This window comes from Ornithinimicrobium tianjinense (assembly GCF_014636495.1).
Taxonomy (GTDB): Bacteria; Actinomycetota; Actinomycetes; order Actinomycetales; family Dermatophilaceae; genus Ornithinicoccus; species Ornithinicoccus tianjinensis.
Window position 1 is genome coordinate 664,276 of record NZ_BMEM01000001.1, and the last position, 19,189, is coordinate 683,464.

The following is a 19,189-nucleotide window of genomic DNA, read 5'->3' on the forward strand; positions in this document are numbered from 1 at the left end:
CCCCCGTGTCCTACGCACTGTCGGAGACAATGGGCAGGTGATCACCGCTGACACCGCCGCCGTCGCGGCCGCGCTGCGCGCCCTCCCCGACAACCCCCGCATCGTCGCCTCCGGCAACCACAGCATCCCCTGGGAGCTGGTGCGGCTGCTGGACGAGCACGTGGAGAGCTTCGTCCTCAACACGCTCAACGGACCGCCGGGGCTGCCGGAGCGGGAGGGCGTGGTCGTGGAGACCAGCTTCGTCGGCGCGGGGCAGCGTCGGCACCCCGGGCTGCGCTACGTGCCGTCGCGGCTCTCGCTGGTGCCCGTGCTCTTCCGGCGCTCGCTGCCGGTCGACGCGGTGCTGCTGCACTGCTCGCCGCCGCGCGACGGCGTGGTCTCCCTCGGCATCGAGGTCAACGTGCTGCCGGCCGCGATCGAGGCGTGCCGGGAGCGGGGCGGCCTCGTGGTGGCGCAGGTCAACGAGCGGATGCCCTTCACCTACGGCGACGCCCTCGTGCCGGTGGAGCACATCGACGTGGGGCTGGAGGTGTCGATCCCGCTGCCCACGCCACCGGCGGCGGCGCCGCTGGGCGAGGACGCCCGGGTCATCGGTGAGCGGGTGGCCGCGATGGTGCCGGACGGGGCGACCCTGCAGATGGGGATCGGCGCGGTCCCCGACGCGGTGCTCGCTGCCCTGACCGGGCACCGGGGGCTGCGGCTGTGGACCGAGATGTTCTCCGACGGGGTGCTGGCGCTGGACGCTGCCGGGGCGCTCGACGACGACCACCCGCTGACGACGTCCTTCCTCTTCGGGACCCAGCGCCTCTACGACTGGCTGGACGGCAACCGGCGGGTCCACCTGCTGCGCACCGAGCGCACCAACGACCCGGCGCTCATCGCCCGGCAGCGGTTCATGACCTCGATCAACACCGCGCTGGAGGTCGACCTCTTCGGCCAGGCCAACGCCTCGCGGATCGACGCGCGGATCCACAGCGGCTTCGGCGGGCAGACCGACTTCATCGTCGGTGCGCTGCACGCCCAGGGCGGGCAGTCGATCATGGCGCTGCGCTCCTGGCACCCCAAGGCGGACGTGTCGACGATCGTGCCGCTGGTGGACGAGCCCGTCACCTCCTTCCAGGCCTCGGCGATCGTCACCGAGCAGGGCACCGCCCCGCTGTTCGGCTGCTCCGAGAAAGAGCAGGCCGCCCACCTCATCGAGCGGGCCGCCCACCCGCGCGTGCGCGCCGAGCTGTGGGAGGAGGCCCACCACCTGGGTCTGGCGTGATCACCCGCCGCGCCGGGGCCCGCGGAAGGTAGGCTCGCGCGCGGTCGCGCACCCGGGCGACCGACGGCATACCAGAGGAAAGAGGACAGCGTGAGCCTGTGGAGCGTGCACGGCGACGGCTATCGGATCGAGCCGGGCCAGGTGGTGGCGCCGCACGAGCGCCTTGCGTGGGTCCCGACGATCGGGATCGGGATGCAGCACGTCGTGGCGATGTTCGGCGCGACCTTCCTGGTGCCGCTGATCACCGGCTTCCCGCCGAGCACGACGCTGCTCTTCAGCGGCCTGGGCACGATGATCTTCCTGCTCGTGACCGGCAACCGGGTGCCGTCCTACCTCGGCAGCTCCTTCGCCTTCCTCGCCCCGATCGCCGCGGCGCAGGGCCAGCACGGGCCTGCCGGCGCGCTGGGCGGCGTCGTCATGGCCGGCGTCGCGCTCTTCCTCGTCGGCGCGATCGTCCAGGCCGTCGGCCACGGCTGGGTCGGTCGGCTCATGCCGCCGATGGTGACCGGCGCGATCGTCGCGCTCATCGGCCTCAACCTCGCGCCCGCCGCCTGGAACAACGTCAAGCAGGCGCCGGTCACGGCGTTCGCCACGCTCGTCGCGATCGTGCTGGCGACCGTGCTCTTCCGCGGTCTGCTGGGGCGCCTGTCCATCCTGCTCGGGGTGCTCGTCGGGTATGCCGTGGCCGCCGCCCGCGGCGAGGTGGACTACGCGGCCATCGGCGAGGCCGCCTGGGTCGGCGCGCCCGAGCTCATGCTGCCGCAGTTCCACTGGTCGGTCGTGGGGCTGTTCCTGCCGGTCGTGCTCGTCCTGGTCGCGGAGAACATCGGCCACGTGAAGTCGGTCGCGCAGATGACGGGCAGCTCGGCGGACGCGCTCGACCACATGATCGGCCGCACGCTCATGTCCGACGGCCTGGCCACGACGCTCGCCGGCTCGGGCGGGGGATCGGGCACCACGACATACGCGGAGAACATCGGGGTGATGGCGGCGACCAAGGTCTACTCCACGGCCGCGTACTGGGTCGCCGGGCTCACGGCGGTCGGGCTGGCGTTCCTGCCGAAGTTCGGGGCCGCGATCCAGACCGTGCCGGTCGGCGTGCTCGGCGGGGCCGCCACCGTGCTCTACGGCATGATCGGCGTGCTCGGCTTCCGGATCTGGGTGGAGCACCGGGTCGACTTCGGCAACCCGATCAACCTGACGACCGGGGCCGTCGCGCTGGTGGTCGGCATCGCCAACTACACCTGGACGGTCGGCGCGCTGTCCTTCGAGGGCATCGCGCTGGGCACCGCCGCGGCCCTCGTGCTCTACCACGGCATGCACGCCGTCAACCGGCTCACCGGGGCGGTCGCGAGCGAGGGTCACCTCGAGATGGGCGGCCCGACCAACGCCCAGCCGGAGATCGCGGACCCGTCCTGGGACGACCCGCGCGACAGGTAGACTGGACCGAAGCCGTCGACACGTCGTTGAGAGGACCCCTTCGTGAGTGCACTTCAGGTCGAGCTCGTCGCCGCCGACCGCAAGGTCTGGCAGGGCGAGGCGTCCTCCGTCAGCGCCCGCAGCATCGACGGTGACCTGGGCATCCTGCCGGGCCACACCCCGCTCCTGGGCGTGCTCGTCACGGGTGACGTCCGCATCGTCACCGCGTCGGGCACGCAGACCGTCACCATCGACGGCGGCTTCCTGTCGGTGGACCATGACCGCGTCGTGATCGTCGCCGACAACGTCGACGCCGCCGGTCTCACGACCCCCGCCGAGACCCACTAGGCCCTCCTGTGCCGGACAGCCTCATCCTGGTGATCCTGGCGGCCTGCGCCGCGCTGGTGATCGTCGGGCTGGGGCTGTTCGCGTTCCGGACGTTCGGCGAGCAGGGGGCCATCGTGCCCCCGATGCGGGCCGCCTACCGCATGCCCGGCCAGGCCTGGCGCCGCGGCACGCTGCGCTTCACCGGAGACCGTCTGACCCTCAAGGGGCCGGGCGGTCTTTCCGCGGGGCCCTGGATCCGCGGCAACCTCGACCTCGGCGTCGCCTCTGGGGTGGGCGAGGACGACGGTCGGGCCATCGGCCGCCAGGGGCTCATCGCCGTGCCGGTGAGCTACGGCACGTCGGCCTTCGAGCTCGCGCTCGACGAGCAGCACTACACCGCGCTGCGCGCCTGGGTCGAGGCCGTGCCCCCGGGCTGGAACACCTACGTCGCCTGACCGCCCCGCGCCCCGCCCTGCTCGACCGGACAGGCGTTAGTGCCACCCGCCACCGGACAGGCGTTGCGACCGGACAGGCGTTAGTGCCACCCGCGACCGGACAGGCGCTAGTGCCACCCGCGACCGGACAGGCGTTGCGACCGGACAGGCGTTAGTGCCACCCGCGACCGGACAGGCGTTGCGACCGGACAGGCGTTAGTGCCTGTCCGGTCTGGCAGGAACGCCTGTCCGGTGTGGCAAGAGCGCCTGTCCGGTGTGGCAAGAGCGCCTGTCCGGTGTGGCAGGAGTGCCTGTCCGGTGTGGCAGGAGTGCCTGTCCGGTGTGGCAGGAACGGCTGTCCGGTGTGGCAGGAGCGCCTGTCCGGTGTGGCAGGAACGCCTGTCCGGTCCTCAGGGCTGTGGGGTCTCGCGCCCGCCGCCGGGCTGCCAGAGGACGTCGCCGCCGGCGGAGAGGTTCGCGACGCGGCCCAGGATGAAGAGCAGGTCGGAGAGCCGGTTGAGGTACTTGGCCGTGAGCGGGTTGATGCCACCCTGACCCTTCGTCTCCTTGCGGTCACCGCTCGCGGGGGCTTCGCCATACAGCTCCAGGGCCGCCCACGCAGCGCGCTCGGCGCGGCGAGCGACCGTGCGCGCGACGTGCAGGTGCGCGGCGCCGGGGGTGCCCCCGGGCAGGATGAACGACCGCAGTGGCTCCAGCTGCTCGTTGTAGTGGTCGCAGTCGGCCTCCAGCTCGTCGATCCACTCCTGCTTGACCCGCAGCGGCTCCCACTCGTAGGTCTCCTTGAGCGGCATGCAGAGGTCCGCTCCGACGTCGAAGAGGTCGTTCTGGATGCGGGTGAGGGTCTGCTGCACCTCAAGCGGCAGGCTGCCGCACGCGATCGCGACGCCGATGAACGAGTTGGTCTCGTCGGTGTCGGCGTAGGCCTCCAGGCGCGGGTCGGTCTTGGCCGTGCGGCCGTTGTCGCCGAGCGCGGTGGTGCCGGCGTCGCCGGTGCGGGTGTAGATGCGGGTGAGGTTGACCATGATGTCGATCGTGCCAGACGTGGGCCCTCTGACCGCCTCTGGTTGCGCAAGCGTCGGGCCGGGCACCGGGTCGGACGGCGCCTCGCACAGCGTGATGTCTGGGACGGTGCGCACGGTCGATCCCGGCACGACGGAGATCCCGCAGCTGACGACCCAGGAATGGGCCACCTACGGATCGGTGGCCGCGCTCGTCCGGGTCGTGTCCGAGCAGGCCCGACCGGCGATCACGGCCGGTGACGGTGTTGACGTGCCACAGGAGTGGGGTCGCGACGTGGAGGTGAGGGTCGTCAGAGTGCTCTGGGAGCACCCTGAGGCCGTGACCGACGTCGAGGTCGAGGACCAGCTCACCCTGTACACCTGGCCGGGCTGGATCGAGGAGGACGGCCAGAGGGTGGAATCTGTCGTCCGTGGCCAGGCGCGGATGGACGTGGGCCAGAACTACGTCGTCCTCCTGGCCGACACGGAGGTCGACAACAGCCCCTCACTCATGCTGCTCGAGACACGAGAACCATCTGACCTACCTGCCGAGCAGGTCAGCACTGTGCTGTCGGACGCGTGGTGCTCGCCCCCGAGGCCGCCCCCAGAGCGGGGGAGACCTTCTCGGACCGGGTCGCGCGCATCCAGGCCCAGCGCCCCTGACCCGCTCAGCTCACAGCGCCAGAGCCGCTCACACCAGCAGCGTGGCGGCCGCCCGTCGCGGGTCCGCAGCCGCCTCGAGCCGGCCGTCGGAGTGACGCGCTGCGGCGCCGACCCCGCCGAAGAACATCGACAGCGGCGGGTGCTCGTGGCGCGCCAGCCCCGCCCCGTCCAGGCTGGCCGCGATCTCCTCGTCCTGCTCGTGCTCGATCCGGTCCGTCCCGTCGTCGAGACGCCGAGGGTGCATCCGTGGCCGGTCGATCGCCGTCTGCAGCGCCTCCCCGTGACGGGCGACGTGGATCATCACCTGGGCCAGGGCGGTGGTGATCCGGTCGGCCCCCGGTGTGCCGATGGCGATGACCGAGCCGTCCGCCAGACGGGCCGTGGTGGGCGCCATGTTGGAGGCCAGACGGGTGCCGGGCGCGACCGCGTGCAGGCCGAGCCGGTTGAGCTCCAGCTCGCCCAGCGCGTTGTTGGCCACCAGACCGGTCCCCGCCACGGTCATGCCGGACCCGTACCCCGCGCTCGCGGTGAGCGCGCACGCCATACCGTCCTCGTCCACGACGCTCACGTGCGCGGTGGACGGGGACGTCGGCAGACCGGTCGCGCCGATCTCGTGGAGCGTCTCGAGCAGCTCGGCGCCGGCGGCCGCGAGGTCCTCGGCGGTGTCGATCCGGTCCAGCCGGATGTCGAGCACCTCCTTCATCACCGTCGCAGCGCGCGCGGGGGTGATGTCCCCCTCGACCGCGGCCAGCAGCCGCAGGAGGGCCGTGAGGACCGGCCCGCCGATCGACGGCGGCGGGTTGCAGGCCAGGTCCCAGTCGCCCAGCCGACTGCGCAGGGCCGGTCGCGCGACGGGCCGGTATGCCGCAAGGTCCGCCGCGCCGAGCAGTCCGCCCCGCGCGGTCATGTCGTCGGCGATCGCGCGGGCGAGGTCGCCCGTGCAGAGGGTGCTGGCCCCCTCGGCACCGATGTGCTCGAGGGTGTCGGCGAGGAGCGGGTCACGGATCAGCGCCCCCACGGGCAGCGGTGCCCCGTCGTCGGTGTAGCGGGCCCGGGTGGCCTCGTCCCAGCTGAAGATCGGCGCGGAGGCGAGGACCAGGTAGGACTGGGCGGTCCTCGACAGCGCGAAACCCCCGCGGGCGACATCGGCCGCCGGCCGGAGCAGCTCGTGCCAGAGGGCTGAGCCGAAGCGCTCGTGCGCCGCGGCCATCCCGGCGATCAATCCGGGCGTGGCCACGGAGGCCGGGCCGACGTAGGTCACCATCCCGCCGCCGTACGCGATCTCTCTGCGGATCAGCCCTCGCTCGCCGAACGCCTCACGGGGCTGCCCGCGCCCCGGCATCTCGACGTTGCCGTCGACCACGACGGGATCGCCGTGCACGGGCCAGATGTTGACGAACCCACCGCCGAGGGGAGCGACGATCCCGGGCTCGGTCACCGTGGTGGTCAGCATGGCGGTGATCGCAGCGTCCACCGCGTTGCCGCCCTGGGCGAGCGCGTGGGCCGCGGCCTCGGTGGCGTGGGCGTTGGGCGCGGCGATCGCGGCACGTCGGCTCATGGGGATGATTCTGCCGTGCCCCGTGCGGTCGGTGCGTCAGAAGAGCCGCGACCCCGCGTCGTCCAGACCTCGCAGCGCCTCGTAGTCCAGCGTCACGCAGCGGATGCCGCGGTCGGTCGCGAGCACGCGGGCCTGCGGCTTGATGACCTGCGCGGCGAAGACGCCCTGGACCGGCGCGAGGTGGGGGTCGCGGTTGAGCAGCTCGAGATAGCGGGTCAGCTGCTCCACCCCGTCGATGTCGCCGCGGCGCTTGATCTCCACGGCCACCGTCGCGCCGGTGCCGTCCTTGCAGAGGATGTCGACGGGGCCGATGGCCGTCATGTACTCACGCCGCAGCAGGCTCCAGCCGTCGCCCAGGGTCCCGATGTGCTCGGCGAGCAGCGCCTGCAGCTGGGACTCGACGCCGTCCTTGACCAGCCCGGGGTCCACGCCCAGCTCGTGGGAGCTGTCCGAGAGCACCTCGTGCAGCCGGATCCGCAGGGTGTCGTCGCGCTTGCCGTGCCGGACGACCCACACCGCCTCGGTCCCCTCCTCGCGCTCGGCCTCGTCGGGCTCGACCTCGGTCATCGCGCACGGGGGAGCCATCCAGTTGAGCGGCTTGTAGGAGCCGCCGTCGGAGTGCACGAGGACGGAGCCGTCCGCCTTGACCATGAGCAGGCGGGTGGCCAGGGGCAGGTGGGCCTCGAGGGCGCCCTGGTAGTCCACGGAGCAACGGGCGATGACGACACGCACGGGCGCCAGACTAACCCGGCGGGGGTGAGAGGATCGGCGCATGCGTGAGATCAACAAGGTCGGGGTCGTCGGACTGGGCACCATGGGTGCGGGCATCGTGGAGGTCTTCGCGAGGGGAGGGCTCGAGGTCGTCGGGGTCGAGACGACCGACGAGTATGCCGAGCGCGGCCGGGCGATCCTGCAGGGCTCCACCGACCGCGCCGTCGCCAAGGGCAAGCTCGACGAGGCCGGGCAGGCCGAGATCCTGGGACGGGTCACGATCACGACCGACTTCGCCGACCTGGCGGGCGCGGACCTCGTCGTCGAGGCCGTCCCGGAGATCATGAGCCTCAAGCACGAGGTGTTCGGCCGCCTGGACGAGATCGTCGACGAGGACGCGGTGCTGGCGACCAACACCTCCAGCCTCTCGGTCACCGAGATCGCCGCCCCGACCCGGCGCCCCGAGCGGGTGCTGGGCCTGCACTTCTTCAACCCGGCACCCGTCCTCAAGCTCGTCGAGGTCATCACCACGCTGCGCACCGACGTCGCCGTCCGCGACGCCGTCGTCGCGGTGTCCGAGCGGCTGGGCAAGAAGCCCGTCGTGGTCGGCGACCGGGCCGGCTTCGTGGCCAACTACCTGCTCTTCGGCTACTTCACGTCCGCGCTGCGGATGCTCGAGCACGGCCACGTCAGCCGCGAGGACCTCGACACCGCCATGCGCGTCGGCGCCGGGCTGCCGATGGGGCCGTGCACCCTCGTCGACCTGGTCGGTCTGGACGTCTGCCACCACATCGGCGAGGTCATCTACGCGCACAGCCGCTCGCCGATGCACGCGCCGAGCGCGATGCTCGGCCGGATGGTCACGGCCGGTCTGCTGGGCCGCAAGAGCGGTCGCGGCTTCTACACCTACGACCGCCCGGGCAGCGGCAAGGTCGTCGAGGACGCGCAGACCCCCGCGGCTGTCGAGGCGCCGGCCCTCTCGACCGTCGGTGTGGTCGGCTCCGGCGCGATCGCCGAGGAGCTCGCCTCCCGCCTGGAGGAGGGGGGCTACGTCGTCGTGCACGTCACCGACGCCGACGACTCCGAGGACCTGCAGCGCCTGCGCGAGGCCGGCCTGGTCATCGAGGCCCAGGAGCTGGACACCGAGGTCGAGGACCTCGAGGAGCTGGAGGACGGCGCCGAGCTGCCGGGCCGCGACATCGACGACCTCTTCGCCGAGCTGGGCGAGATCACCGGCCCCGACACGATCCTGACGACCGTCAACTCCGCGGCCGCCGTGGCGCTGGGCGCGATCTCGGGGCGGCCCGAGCGCTGCGTGGTCCTGCGCGTGCACGCCCCCACCGGCAACGGCCAGGTCGTGGAGATCGGGCGCACCTCCGTCACCGACGAGGGGATCGTCGCCACCCTGCGCGACCTCGTCTCCCGCCTGGGCGCCGAGCCGGTCGTCTGTCGCGACCGCGCCGGCCTCGTCGTCGACGCGCTGCTCGTGCCGCACCTCAACGACGCGGTCCGGATGGTCGACGAGGGCTACGCCTCCGTCGAGGACGTCGACACCGCGCTGCAGTACGGCCTGGGCTACCCCGCCGGCCCCTTCGCGATGATCGACGCCATCGGCGCGGACGAGGTCCTCGCGGTCTGCGAGGAGCTGGCCTCCGGCGGGTCCGGTATGCCGCGCGAGGCCGTGGAGGCCTCGCCCCTCCTCGTCGAGCACGTGCTGCTCGACCGGCCGTTCACCGGCGCCTGACCGCCGGCGGCCGATGCCCCGCTCCAACCGGCCCCGCCGCTCCGGACGCCCGTCCGGAGCGGGCGGGCTCCCGCCCTCGCTGCGCCGCCCGGCGGTGACCGAGGTCCGGTATGCCGGTCAGGTCTGGGTCGTGCGTGAGGTGCGGCCCAACGACACCGGTCGGTCCTACCGGTGCCCCGGCTGCCAGGGCGAGGTCGGCGCGGACGTGGCTCACACCGTCGTGTGGCCGGCCGAGACGATGCAGACGGTGGAGAACCGACGTCACTGGCACTCGGTGTGCTGGGCGGCGCGGGAGCGTCGGCGCCCGGGCGGCTCGTTCGCCTAGCGGGCTAGAGGGAGTTCTGCCGCGGGACGAGCACCTGGTGGTAGATGAGCAGCAGGCCGGCCGCGACCGGGATGGCGATGAGCGCGCCGAGGACGCCGAGCAGCGTGCCGCCGACGAGGACGGCGACGACCGTCACCGCTCCTGGGACGGCCACGGTCCGGCGCATGACGTTGGGCACGATCACGTAGTTCTCGAACTGCTGGTAGATGACGTAGTAGACGAGGACGACGAGGGCGGTCGTGGGGCTGACGGTCAGCGCGGCCAGCGCCACGAGCCCGGCGCCCAGCGTGGCACCGACCATCGGGATCAGCCCGAGCAGGCCCACGAGCATCGCCAGGATCGCGGAGTAGGGGATGCCGAGGATCTGCATCATCACCCAGGAGGCGACCGCGTTGATGCTCGCGACGGCGGTCTGCCCGAGGGCGTAGCCGCCGACCCGCCGCATGATCTCCTCGGCCAGCGCGCGCACGCGCGGCCGGCGGCTGCGGGGGACCAGGCGGTAGGCCGCCTCCTTGACCGTGGGCAGGGTGGCGAGCAGGTAGAGGGTGAGGATGATCGAGGTGAACAGTCCCACGAGGTTGCCCGCGACCCACCCGGCCGCGCCGAGCACCCCGCCGAAGACGGTGGACAGCGTGCCGCTGTCGGTCGCCAGGCGCTCGATCTCGGAGGTGAGTCGCTCCTCGATGCCGTAGCGCGCGTCCAGGTCGTTGAGCCACGGGGCGCTGAGCAGCTCCCGGACGTAGCCGGGGGCCTGCTCTCCGAGCGTGCTGGCCTGGGTCACCGTGGGCGGCACGACGAGGACGCCGACCACGGTGACGGCCCCGACGAGCCCGAGGAACACCAGGCCGACGGCGCTGCCCCGCCCCACGCCCCGTCGCGTCAGCCAGCGCACCACCGGGTCCAGGGCCAGGGTGACGAAGACCGAGACGAGCAGGAAGGTGAGGACCGAGGTGAGCCGGGTGAGGTTCTGCACGAGCAGCCAGGCGAGGAGGGCGCCGAGAGCGAAGGTGAAACCGAGGTAGAAGGGCGAACCCAGGGCCCACCCCCGCGCCGCGTCCGGACCGGGGGCGAGCTCGGGCAGGTGGTCCGGGCCCGGCGCGGTCGACCCGGAGGTGGGAGCCGGACCGGCGAGGGCGTCCGGGGCCGCCAGGTCGGCGCGCGGGTCGTTGCCCTCCAGCAGCGCGAGCTGGCGCTCGCGGTAGTCCTGCCAACGGCGCACGGCGCCCCGACCCGCTCGCGGCAGGTGCTGGGGGCGCAGCCGTGACAGCGGGGCCACCCGGCCGAGACGCCGTCCCAGCCCGCCGCGCCGGCCCCGGCCGGTCCGAGGCTGCCCCGTCACCCGGCGGGCTCCACCAGCTCCACGAGCACGCCGCCGGCGTCCTTGGGGTGGATGAAGTTGATCCGGGACCCGGCGGTGCCGCGCCGCGGCTCGTCGTAGAGGAGGCGCAGCCCGCGCTCGCGCAGCAGCGCTGAGACGGCCTCGACGTCGCTGACGCGGTAGGCCAGCTGCTGCAGACCGGGCCCGTTGCGGTCGATGAACCGCGCGATGGTCGACTCCGGACCGGTCGGCGCGAGCAGCTGGATCAGTGTCGGCGGCGGGCCGCCGCCCGGGTCGGCCGGACCGACCGCGATCATCGCCTCGCGCACGCCCTGCTCGGCGTTGACCTCCTCGTGCACGAGGCGGTTGCCCAGGACCCCCTGGTGGAAGGCCAGCGCGGCGTCGAGGTCGGGGACGGCGATCCCGACGTGGTCGACCGCCAGCAGGAACGGGCCCAGGTCCCCCAGGCCCGCGGCCTCCGGCCCGTCGGCGTGCTGCTGTCCCTGACCCGGCGTCGCGCTCATGGTCACAGCCTAGGACGCACCGCCGACACGGGCCGGGCACCGGGCCACGGCGCAGGGGTTAGCGTTCGTCCATGCCTGACCTGCTCCTGCGCCACGTCCGTGTGGTCCCGCTCGACGGTGCTGACAGCGACGCGCCCGCACGCCCCGTCGAGCCCACCGACGTCCTCCTGCTCGACGGGAGCGTCGCCGAGGTGGGGCGCGGGATCGCGGCGCGCGACGGCATACCCGAGGTCGACGGGGCAGGGCGGTGGGCGCTGCCCGGGCTCTGGGACCACCACGTCCACGTGGCGCAGTGGGGCCTGACCCGCTCGCGCATCGACACCTCGGCGGCCACCGGCGTCGAGCACGCGCTCCAGATCGTCCGGGACGCGATGGACCGCGAGCCGCTCCCGCGGTCCGGCGTCGTCGTCGGCTACGGGCACCGCACCGCAACATGGGCGGAGCAGCCGTCGGTGGCGGCGCTCGACGCGCTCACCACCGCGGTCCCGGTGGTCCTCATCAGCGGCGACGCCCACCACGGCTGGCTCAACTCCCCGGCCCTCCGGCTGCTCGACGCGCCCGCCACGACGGCGGTCGTGGAGGAGTGGGACTGGTTCGGCGTCTACGACCGGCTGGCCGAGCTGCCCGGGGCGCGGGAGGTCGCCGAGGACGGTGTGGCGGTCGCGCTGCGGGAGGCCCAGACCCGCGGCGTCGTCGGCGTGACCGACCTGGAGTTCGGTCGTCCCTGGGAGCAGTGGCGGCAGCGCAAGCTCGACGGTATGCCACTCGTGCGCGCCCGGGTGGGGGTCTACCCCGAGGGCCTCGACGACCTCGTCGCGACGGGGCTGCGCACCGGTGACCTGGTCACCGGCACCCGGGGGCTGGTCCGTCTCGGTCCGCTCAAGGTCATCTCCGACGGCTCGCTCAACACCCGCACGGCATGGTGCTGCGAGCCGTTCCACCACGCCGAGGGCATGGCGGACCCGCACGGGGCGCCCAACATCGATGCTGCGGGACTCGCCGACCTCGTCGGGCGGGCCCACGCAGCCGGTCTGGAGTGCGCGGTGCACGCGATCGGCGACGCCGCGGTGCGCCAGGCGCTGGAGGTCTTCGCCTCGACCGGCGCGGTGGGAGGGATCGAGCACGCGCAGCTGGTCGCCGAGTCCGACCTGGAGCTGTGGAGCCGGCTGCCCGTGCGCGCGAGCGTCCAGCCGGCGCACCTGCTCGACGACGTCGTCGCGATGGAGCGGCTGTGGCCGGACCGGACCGGCCGCACCTTCCCGCTGCGCTCGCTGCTGGACCGGGGCATCGAGGTGGCGCTCGGGTCCGACGCCCCGGTCTCCCCGCTCGACCCGTGGCTGGCCATGGCCGCCGCCGTCCACCGAGGGCCCGTCGACGGTGAGAGCTGGCACGCGGAGCAGGCCGTCACCGTGCGTGAGGCGCTCGCCTGCTCGGTCGACGGCCAGCGGCTCCGGCCCGGCGCGCGCGGCGACGTGATCCTCCTCGACGACGACCCGCTCGGGGCCGCGGACCGACCCACGGGCGAGCAGGCCGCGGCCCTGCTGCGGACGGTCATCTCGGCCACCGTGGTCGACGGCGAGCTCGTCCACGGCGCGTGAGGGAGCGTCGCCGGCGGAGACTAGAGTGACGGTGAGAACCGGCACCCACCACCGACGCTGGAGGCGCACCATGACCGATCCCACCACCACCGAGCCGACCGACGTGCAGGCCACGCCCGAGCAGGGCGCCACGACCAGCCGCGCGACGACCACCTCGGTGCTCGTCGCCGGAGCACGCACCCCGATGGGCCGCCTGCTGGGCTCCCTCTCCGGGTTCAGCGCGGCCGAGCTGGGCGGCTTCGCGATCAAGGGCGCCCTGGAGAAGGCCGGCATCACCGGTGACCAGGTCGACTACGTGATCATGGGCCAGGTCCTCACCGCCGGCGCCGGCCAGATCCCCGCGCGCCAGGCCGCGGTCAAGGGCGGCATCCCGATGGACGTCCCGGCGCTGACCATCAACAAGGTCTGCCTCTCCGGCATCGACGCCATCGCGCTGGCCGACCAGCTCATCAGGGCGGGGGAGGTCGAGGTCGTCGTGGCCGGCGGCCAGGAGTCGATGTCCAACGCTCCGCACCTGCTCGAGAAGTCCCGCGGCGGCTACAAGTACGGCGACGTCACCGTGCGCGACCACATGGCCTACGACGGCCTGTGGGACGCCTTCACCGACCAGGCCATGGGCAACCTCACCGAGGACGCCAACACCGCCGACCGCGCCTTCACCCGCGAGGAGCAGGACGCCTTCTCCGCCCGCAGCCACCAGCTGGCCGCCGCGGCCTGGGACAAGGGACTCTTCGACGACGAGGTCGTCGCCGTCGACATCCCGCAGCGCAAGGGCGACCCGGTGAGCTTCAAGGCCGACGAGGGCATCCGCAAGGACACCACGGTGGAGTCGCTGGGCGGGCTGCGCCCCGCGTTCTCCAAGGACGGCACCATCACCGCCGGCTCCGCCTCCCAGATCTCCGACGGTGCCGCCGCGGTGGTCGTCATGAGCAAGGCCAAGGCCGAGGAGCTGGGGCTGTCCTGGATCGCCGAGATCGGCGCCCACGGCATCGTCGCCGGCCCCGACTCCAGCCTGCAGAGCCAGCCGGCCCAGGCCATCCGCGCGGCCTGCAAGAAGGAGGGCATCGAGCCCACCGACCTCGACCTCGTCGAGATCAACGAGGCCTTCGCCGCCGTCGGCCTGGCCTCGACCAAGGAGCTCGGCCTGGACCCGGAGCGCGTCAACGTCAACGGTGGCGCGATCGCGATGGGCCACCCGATCGGCATGTCCGGCGCCCGCATCCTGCTGCACCTGGCGCTGGAGCTCCAGCGTCGGGGTGGCGGCACCGGTGCCGCGGCGCTCTGCGGGGGCGGCGGCCAGGGCGACGCCCTGATCGTGCGCGTGCCCGCGGCCGCCCAGGGCTGACCGCGGCCACCCGGCGCCGTTGCTCTCCCGACGCGACGTCGACGTCCCGTCCCTGGTCGCCGCGGCCAGGGACGGGAGTCCACGTGCCCTGGGGCGCCTGGTCAGCCTCGTCGAGAACGCCGACCCCGCGCTGCGGGAGGTGATGGCGACCCTGGCCCCGTATGCCGGTCGCGCGCGCGTGATCGGGCTGACCGGCAGCCCGGGGGTCGGCAAGTCGACGAGCACCTCGATGCTCGTGCGCGCCCTGCGTCGGCAGGGCCAGCGGGTGGGCGTGCTGGCCGTGGACCCGTCCAGCCCGTTCTCGGGCGGGGCGCTGCTCGGTGACCGCATCCGGCTCGTCGACCACGCCCTCGACGACGGGGTCTACATCCGCTCGATGGCCTCGCGGGGCCACCTCGGCGGCCTGGCCTGGGCGACGCCCCAGGCGCTGCGCGTGCTGGACGCGGCGGGCTTCGACGTCATCCTCGTCGAGACCGTCGGCGTCGGGCAGAGCGAGGTGGAGATCGCCGGGCTCGCCGACACGACCATCGTGCTGCTGGCCCCCGGGATGGGCGACGGCGTGCAGGCCGCCAAGGCCGGCATCCTCGAGGTCGGCGACGTCTTCGTGGTGAACAAGGCGGACCGGGACGGCGCGGACGCCACCGTCCGCGAGCTGCGCCACATGATCTCGCTGGGCGACCGCACGCAGCCGCACCTGTGGCGCCCCCCGGTGCTCAAGACGGTCGCCGACCGCGACCAGGGGGTCGAGGACGTGCTCGAGGCGCTGGAGAAGCACCGCACCTGGATGGAGGAGCAGGGCGAGCTCGAGCGGCGCCGGCTGCTCCGGGCGAGCCGCGAGGTGGAGGCGATCGCGCTGGCCCAGCTGCGCTCGCGGATGAGCGGGCTGCACGGCGACGGGGTGCTGGCCGAGGCGGCGCGTCAGGTCAGCGAGGGACGCACCGACCCCTACTCCGCGGCCGACCGCGTCGTGGCGCAGCTGACCGACGACCCGACCCACCCGACCACCGCCACCGAGGAGGTGTCCCGATGAGCGAGGCGACGGCATACACGGTCCGGACCCCGCAGATGGAGGACGTCGAGGGCTTCGCCCAGCTGCACGTGCGGGTCTGGCAGGAGACCTACCGCGGGATGATGGACGACGAGGCCCTCGACGCCATGACGGTCGAGTCGTTCCGGCCGATGTGGTACTCCGTCGCCAAGGCCTACGCCCAGGAGGCCGTGCCCGACGACGGGCGGGCGATCAAGCTCGCGCTGCTGGGGGAGGAGCCCGCGGGCTTCGCGATGGCGGGCCCGGCCCGCGAGGCGGAGGCCCCGAGCGAGCGGCAGCTGTGGTCGCTCAACGTGGCCCCGGAGCACCAGGGCAGCGGCATCGCGCAACGGCTCCTGGAGGAGGTCCTCGGCGAGGGACCGGCCTACCTGTGGGTGGCCCGGGGCAACGCGCGGGCGATCCGCTTCTACGAGCGCAACGGCTTCGCGCTCGACGGGACCTCGGACCTCCGTCCGGACGGCATGACCGAGCTGCGGATGGTGCGGGCGTAGCCCCGGAGGCCGCCGCCAGAGCCTCATATCGCGAGGGTAGAGTCGGCGACCGTGACCGAGCGACGCGGCTTCTACCCCGAGATCGAGCCCTACGACACCCTCATGCTCCCGGTGGGCGACGGGCACGAGATCTACGTCGAGCAGTGCGGCAACCCCGAGGGCAAGCCGGTCGTCTTCGTCCACGGCGGCCCCGGCAGCGGGGTCTCGCCCACCCAGCGGCGGGTCTTCGACCCCGAGCGCTACCGCATCGTGCTCTTCGACCAGCGGATGGCCGGCCGCTCCACCCCGCACGCGTCGACGACGACCGACCCCGCCGTGTGGTCCACCAACACCACCGCCCACCTGGTCGCGGACATGGAGAGGATCCGCGAGCACCTCGGCATCGAGCGCTGGCAGGTCTTCGGCGGGTCGTGGGGCTCCTGCCTCTCCCTCGCCTATGCCGAGGCTCATCCGGACCGGGTCACCGAGCTGGTGCTGCGCGGGATCTTCACGCTGCGCCGGCACGAGCTGGAGTGGATGTACGAGCGGGGCCACCTCGAGTTCGTCTACCCCGACCTGTGGGCCGAGTTCGTCGCGCCGGTCGCCCCCGAGCGCCGTCACGAGATGCAGGTCGCCTACCACGACCTCCTCTTCGACGAGGACCCCGCGGTCCACGTCCCGGCGGGTCAGGCGTGGAGCGGCTGGGAGTCGCGGGTCATCACCGTCCTCCCCGACGAGGAGGGCTTCCGCAAGGCCACCGAGCCGGCGCAGGCCGTCGCCTTCGCGCGGATCGAGAACCACTACTTCGTGCACGGTGGCTTCATGCGGGAGGGCCAGCTCCTGGCCCCCGAGGCGATCGCCAGGATCCGCCACATCCCCACCGTCATCGTGCAGGGGCGGCTGGACATGTGCACGCCGGCCCGGACCGCGTTCGACCTGGCCAGGGCGCTGCCCGAGGCCGAGTTCGTGCTCGTCCCGGACGCCGGTCACGCGTTCTCCGAGCCGGGGACGCTGGACGCCCTGGTGCGCGCGACGGACGCCTTCGCCGGCTGAGCGCGGGGGTCGTGCCGGCCTTTCCTGGGAAGGTCCTGATTTGGCCGCCCGGGTGGGCGCACCCTACCGTCGTGGTATGCAGTTCTCCCGCCTGACCGCTGTCGTCACCCTGTCCTCGGCCCTCCTCGTCACCGCCTGCACCGGCGCCCAGGACGGCTCTGACGGGGTCTCGACGACCTCCGCGTCGGGTGCGTCCGACACCGCGACGAGCACAGAGGGCACCGACGCCGGCGCCGCCACGAGCGCGCCCGCCGAGGACGACGCCGCCAGCACGACCACGGCGATGACGACCGACGAGAGCGCCGCCGTCCTGAGCGTGGAGGAGGCGGAGCAGGTCGCGACGACCCTGCTCGCCAACCGCCAGAAGGCCTACACCACCTCGCAGCAGTGGATCAAGAAGGCCCAGCAGAAGGCCTACATGAGCACCGCCAGGACCGCCGCGGCCGCTGAGGCCCGCCTCGCCCGCGCGCTGGACCAGAAGGTCGCCGCCGCCGAGGACCCGGGCGAGGCCAACGTGCTCGCCATCAGCCGCGAGGACGGCAAGCGTCCGATCTTCCTCTTCGTCCAGAGCGTCCCGAAGAGCGGCGTCCCGGTGCTCCACCTCATGGAGAGCCGCACGGGGGAGACGAAGGACTTCCGGATCATCTGGGAGGCCTCGATGCTGCCCGGCACCGAGATCCCGACCTTCGACCGTCGCTCGGTCGGCACGCCGGTGCTGCGCAGCGGCAAGGGTGACCTCGTGGAGGCACCCCGCGACGTGCTCAAGAAGCTGGCCGCCTTCATCAGCTACCCGCAGCCGGAGGACAAGCCGGACTACAAGACCAACGGCTACGCCGCGGCTGTCCGCAAGGCGGCGAGCAAGCAGGCCGACGCGGTCAGCGACCAGGCCTCCCTGCGCGAGAAGAACTGGCTGGTCAGCGAGGACACCAAGGTCCTGATGTTCGAGGACGGCTCCGCTCTGGTGCTGGGCGCCCTGCTGCGCGACACCACCTTCGACATCAAGGACAACGCGGTCCTCAACGCGCCGGACACCTTCCGGGTCTTCACCGACGACGGCGAGCTGACGGACCAGGCGGTGCTGCGCACCTCCGTGTTCGTCGCGATGCGCGTGCCCAGCAAGGAGACGGGCGGCGAGCCCGTCCTGCTGGCCGCGCGCGAGCAGCTCGTCGACGCCTGGGGCTCCTGACGGTCGTGCCGTCCCCGTGAGGGGCACGGCATACCCTGGGACACCGGACCGCACACCACCGCCTGCAAGGAGCACCATGTCCCAGCAGCCCTTCACCCCCGCCGCCCTGCGCGGCGCCGTCGACCTGTCCGTGCTGCGCCGCAGCGCGGGCGGCAGGGGAGCCGGTATGCCGAGCACGCCCGCCCCGGGCGGCGCGCCCCAGTCCGGACCCGCTGCCGGCGGTGCGGGCGGGTACGCGTCCGGGGGAGCCGTTCCCGGTCGGGCCGGAGCCCTGGTGCACGCGAGCGACGCGACCTTCGAGTCGGTCGTCAACGCGAGCATGGGCACCCCGATCGTCCTGGTCCTGTGGACCCCGCAGCTGCCGGAGTCGGTGCAGCACCTCAACGACCTCGTCGGCCTCGTCGCCGACAAGGACGGACGCTTCCAGGTCGTCGGCGTCGACCTCGGCGAGAACCCCGGCATCATGCAGGCCCTGACGCCGATCCTGCAGCAGTCCTTCGGGCAGGTCACCGCACTGCCCGTCGTGATGGGGCTCATGGGCGGGCAGCCGATGCCCTTCTACCTCGGAGTGCAGGACCTCGCGCAGGTGGGTCAGCTGCTGGACACCTTCCTGCAGGCCGCGGTGACCAACGGGGTCACCGGACGGGTCACGCTGGACGGGGTCGGCAGCGAGGGCGAGGACGGGGAGGGCGAGGAGGCGGCCGAGCTTCCGCCGTTGCACCAGCAGGCCTACGACGCCATCGACGCGGGTGACTGGGCCGGCGCGATCAGCGCCTACGAGCAGGCGCTCGCGCAGGACCCCTCCGACGAGATGGCCCGCCTCGGCCTGGGGCAGGTGCGGCTCCTGGAGCGCACGAGCTCGCTCGACCTCGCGGCCGTCCGCGCCGCCGCAGCGGCCGACCCCAAGGACGTCGACGCCCAGATCGCGGCGGCCGACGTGGACCTCGTCGGCGGTCATGTCGAGGACGGCTTCCTGCGGCTCGTGGACACCGTGCGCGTCACCAGCGGTGACGACCGCGACCGGGCCCGCACCCACCTCCTCGAGCTCTTCGACGTCATCGGCGCCCACGACCCCCGCGTCCAGAAGGCGCGCGGGTCGCTGATGAGCGCCCTCTTCTGACGACCTGCGGGTCGCCGGGTCAACGGTCCTGGCGACCGGTCGCGCCAGCCGCGGCCACCC

The 19,189-nt window shown here is 73.0% G+C and carries 18 protein-coding genes; 13 read left to right on the forward strand and 5 right to left on the reverse strand.

The features are described 5' to 3' along the window. The first annotated feature begins 37 nt into the window (after positions 1–37). From IEV65_RS03160 to IEV65_RS03175, 4 genes are all read left to right on the forward strand, one after another. Positions 38–1,267: an acetyl-CoA hydrolase/transferase family protein gene (locus tag IEV65_RS03160; RefSeq protein WP_188428137.1), complete on the forward strand. Its 1,230-nt coding sequence runs from the start codon at positions 38–40 to the stop codon at positions 1,265–1,267. Between the two features lie 96 nt (positions 1,268–1,363). Next, positions 1,364–2,707 (forward strand): uracil-xanthine permease family protein, encoded by a 1,344-nt coding sequence (locus IEV65_RS03165; protein ID WP_188429413.1) that lies wholly within the window; start codon positions 1,364–1,366, stop codon positions 2,705–2,707. 42 nt (positions 2,708–2,749) lie between these two features. After that, on the forward strand, positions 2,750–3,034 hold the full coding sequence (locus IEV65_RS03170; RefSeq protein WP_188428138.1) for a F0F1 ATP synthase subunit epsilon: 285 nt from the start codon (positions 2,750–2,752) through the stop codon (positions 3,032–3,034). Positions 3,035–3,063: 29 nt separating this feature from the next. Then, positions 3,064–3,468, forward strand: a complete 405-nt coding sequence (locus IEV65_RS03175; RefSeq protein ID WP_188428139.1) for a DUF2550 family protein — start codon at positions 3,064–3,066, stop codon at positions 3,466–3,468. A gap of 389 nt (positions 3,469–3,857) precedes the next feature. Here the strand turns inward: IEV65_RS03175 and IEV65_RS03180 are convergent, their stop codons facing one another. The 3 genes from IEV65_RS03180 to nucS form a co-directional block, all read right to left on the reverse strand. Then, positions 3,858–4,490, reverse strand: a complete 633-nt coding sequence (locus tag IEV65_RS03180) for a cob(I)yrinic acid a,c-diamide adenosyltransferase (RefSeq protein WP_188428140.1) — start codon at positions 4,488–4,490, stop codon at positions 3,858–3,860. 667 nt (positions 4,491–5,157) lie between these two features. Beyond that, complete coding sequence (locus IEV65_RS03185) at positions 5,158–6,687, reverse strand: gamma-glutamyltransferase (protein WP_188428141.1); 1,530 nt, start codon at positions 6,685–6,687, stop codon at positions 5,158–5,160. Positions 6,688–6,723: 36 nt separating this feature from the next. Beyond that, complete coding sequence (gene nucS, locus IEV65_RS03190; protein ID WP_188428142.1) at positions 6,724–7,419, reverse strand: endonuclease NucS; 696 nt, start codon at positions 7,417–7,419, stop codon at positions 6,724–6,726. A 40-nt stretch (positions 7,420–7,459) separates the two neighbouring features. Here nucS and IEV65_RS03195 point away from each other — a divergent pair, with 40 nt between their 5' ends. Both IEV65_RS03195 and IEV65_RS03200 read left to right on the forward strand, forming a co-directional pair. Next, complete coding sequence (locus IEV65_RS03195) at positions 7,460–9,142, forward strand: 3-hydroxyacyl-CoA dehydrogenase family protein (RefSeq protein ID WP_188428143.1); 1,683 nt, start codon at positions 7,460–7,462, stop codon at positions 9,140–9,142. Positions 9,143–9,155: 13 nt separating this feature from the next. Further along, a complete protein-coding gene (locus IEV65_RS03200) occupies positions 9,156–9,467 on the forward strand; it encodes an Rv1322 family protein (RefSeq protein ID WP_188428144.1) in 312 nt (103 codons plus the stop codon). Between the two features lie 4 nt (positions 9,468–9,471). On the opposite strand, the gene IEV65_RS03205 is transcribed toward IEV65_RS03200, so the two are convergent. Continuing rightward, positions 9,472–10,806, reverse strand: a complete 1,335-nt coding sequence (locus IEV65_RS03205; RefSeq protein WP_188428145.1) for an AI-2E family transporter — start codon at positions 10,804–10,806, stop codon at positions 9,472–9,474. Continuing rightward, complete coding sequence (gene mce / locus IEV65_RS03210) at positions 10,803–11,309, reverse strand: methylmalonyl-CoA epimerase (RefSeq protein ID WP_188428146.1); 507 nt, start codon at positions 11,307–11,309, stop codon at positions 10,803–10,805. Before mce ends, IEV65_RS03205 begins: the two co-directional genes overlap by 4 nt. A gap of 71 nt (positions 11,310–11,380) precedes the next feature. Between mce and IEV65_RS03215 the strand changes: the two genes are divergently transcribed. The 7 genes from IEV65_RS03215 to IEV65_RS03245 all read left to right on the forward strand — a co-directional run bounded on the left by IEV65_RS03215 (position 11,381) and on the right by IEV65_RS03245 (position 19,129). Beyond that, positions 11,381–12,907: an amidohydrolase gene (locus IEV65_RS03215; protein ID WP_188428147.1), complete on the forward strand. Its 1,527-nt coding sequence runs from the start codon at positions 11,381–11,383 to the stop codon at positions 12,905–12,907. A 70-nt stretch (positions 12,908–12,977) separates the two neighbouring features. After that, on the forward strand, positions 12,978–14,252 hold the full coding sequence (locus IEV65_RS03220; protein WP_188428148.1) for an acetyl-CoA C-acetyltransferase: 1,275 nt from the start codon (positions 12,978–12,980) through the stop codon (positions 14,250–14,252). A 19-nt stretch (positions 14,253–14,271) separates the two neighbouring features. Next, positions 14,272–15,282 (forward strand): methylmalonyl Co-A mutase-associated GTPase MeaB, encoded by a 1,011-nt coding sequence (gene meaB, locus IEV65_RS03225; RefSeq protein WP_188428149.1) that lies wholly within the window; start codon positions 14,272–14,274, stop codon positions 15,280–15,282. Next, positions 15,279–15,791: a GNAT family N-acetyltransferase gene (locus tag IEV65_RS03230; protein WP_188428150.1), complete on the forward strand. Its 513-nt coding sequence runs from the start codon at positions 15,279–15,281 to the stop codon at positions 15,789–15,791. Before meaB ends, IEV65_RS03230 begins: the two co-directional genes overlap by 4 nt. 51 nt (positions 15,792–15,842) lie before the next feature. Continuing rightward, positions 15,843–16,823, forward strand: a complete 981-nt coding sequence (gene pip / locus IEV65_RS03235; protein WP_188428151.1) for a prolyl aminopeptidase — start codon at positions 15,843–15,845, stop codon at positions 16,821–16,823. 76 nt (positions 16,824–16,899) lie between these two features. Next, the gene (locus IEV65_RS03240) at positions 16,900–18,009 is read left to right on the forward strand and encodes a hypothetical protein (RefSeq protein WP_188428152.1); all 1,110 of its coding nucleotides are present in this window, start codon (positions 16,900–16,902) and stop codon (positions 18,007–18,009) included. 76 nt (positions 18,010–18,085) lie between these two features. Beyond that, positions 18,086–19,129, forward strand: a complete 1,044-nt coding sequence (locus tag IEV65_RS03245) for a tetratricopeptide repeat protein (protein ID WP_188428153.1) — start codon at positions 18,086–18,088, stop codon at positions 19,127–19,129. Positions 19,130–19,189 lie beyond the last annotated feature (60 nt).

Coding starts and splice junctions, on each gene's coding strand:
- IEV65_RS03180 (WP_188428140.1), bottom strand. CDS start 4,490: ATGGTCAACCTCACCCGCATCTACACCCGCACCGGCGACGCCGGCACC.
- IEV65_RS03185 (WP_188428141.1), bottom strand. CDS start 6,687: ATGAGCCGACGTGCCGCGATCGCCGCGCCCAACGCCCACGCCACCGAG.
- IEV65_RS03195 (WP_188428143.1), top strand. CDS start 7,460: ATGCGTGAGATCAACAAGGTCGGGGTCGTCGGACTGGGCACCATGGGT.
- IEV65_RS03200 (WP_188428144.1), top strand. CDS start 9,156: ATGCCCCGCTCCAACCGGCCCCGCCGCTCCGGACGCCCGTCCGGAGCG.
- mce (WP_188428146.1), bottom strand. CDS start 11,309: ATGAGCGCGACGCCGGGTCAGGGACAGCAGCACGCCGACGGGCCGGAG.
- IEV65_RS03215 (WP_188428147.1), top strand. CDS start 11,381: ATGCCTGACCTGCTCCTGCGCCACGTCCGTGTGGTCCCGCTCGACGGT.
- IEV65_RS03220 (WP_188428148.1), top strand. CDS start 12,978: ATGACCGATCCCACCACCACCGAGCCGACCGACGTGCAGGCCACGCCC.
- IEV65_RS03230 (WP_188428150.1), top strand. CDS start 15,279: ATGAGCGAGGCGACGGCATACACGGTCCGGACCCCGCAGATGGAGGAC.
- IEV65_RS03240 (WP_188428152.1), top strand. CDS start 16,900: ATGCAGTTCTCCCGCCTGACCGCTGTCGTCACCCTGTCCTCGGCCCTC.
- IEV65_RS03245 (WP_188428153.1), top strand. CDS start 18,086: ATGTCCCAGCAGCCCTTCACCCCCGCCGCCCTGCGCGGCGCCGTCGAC.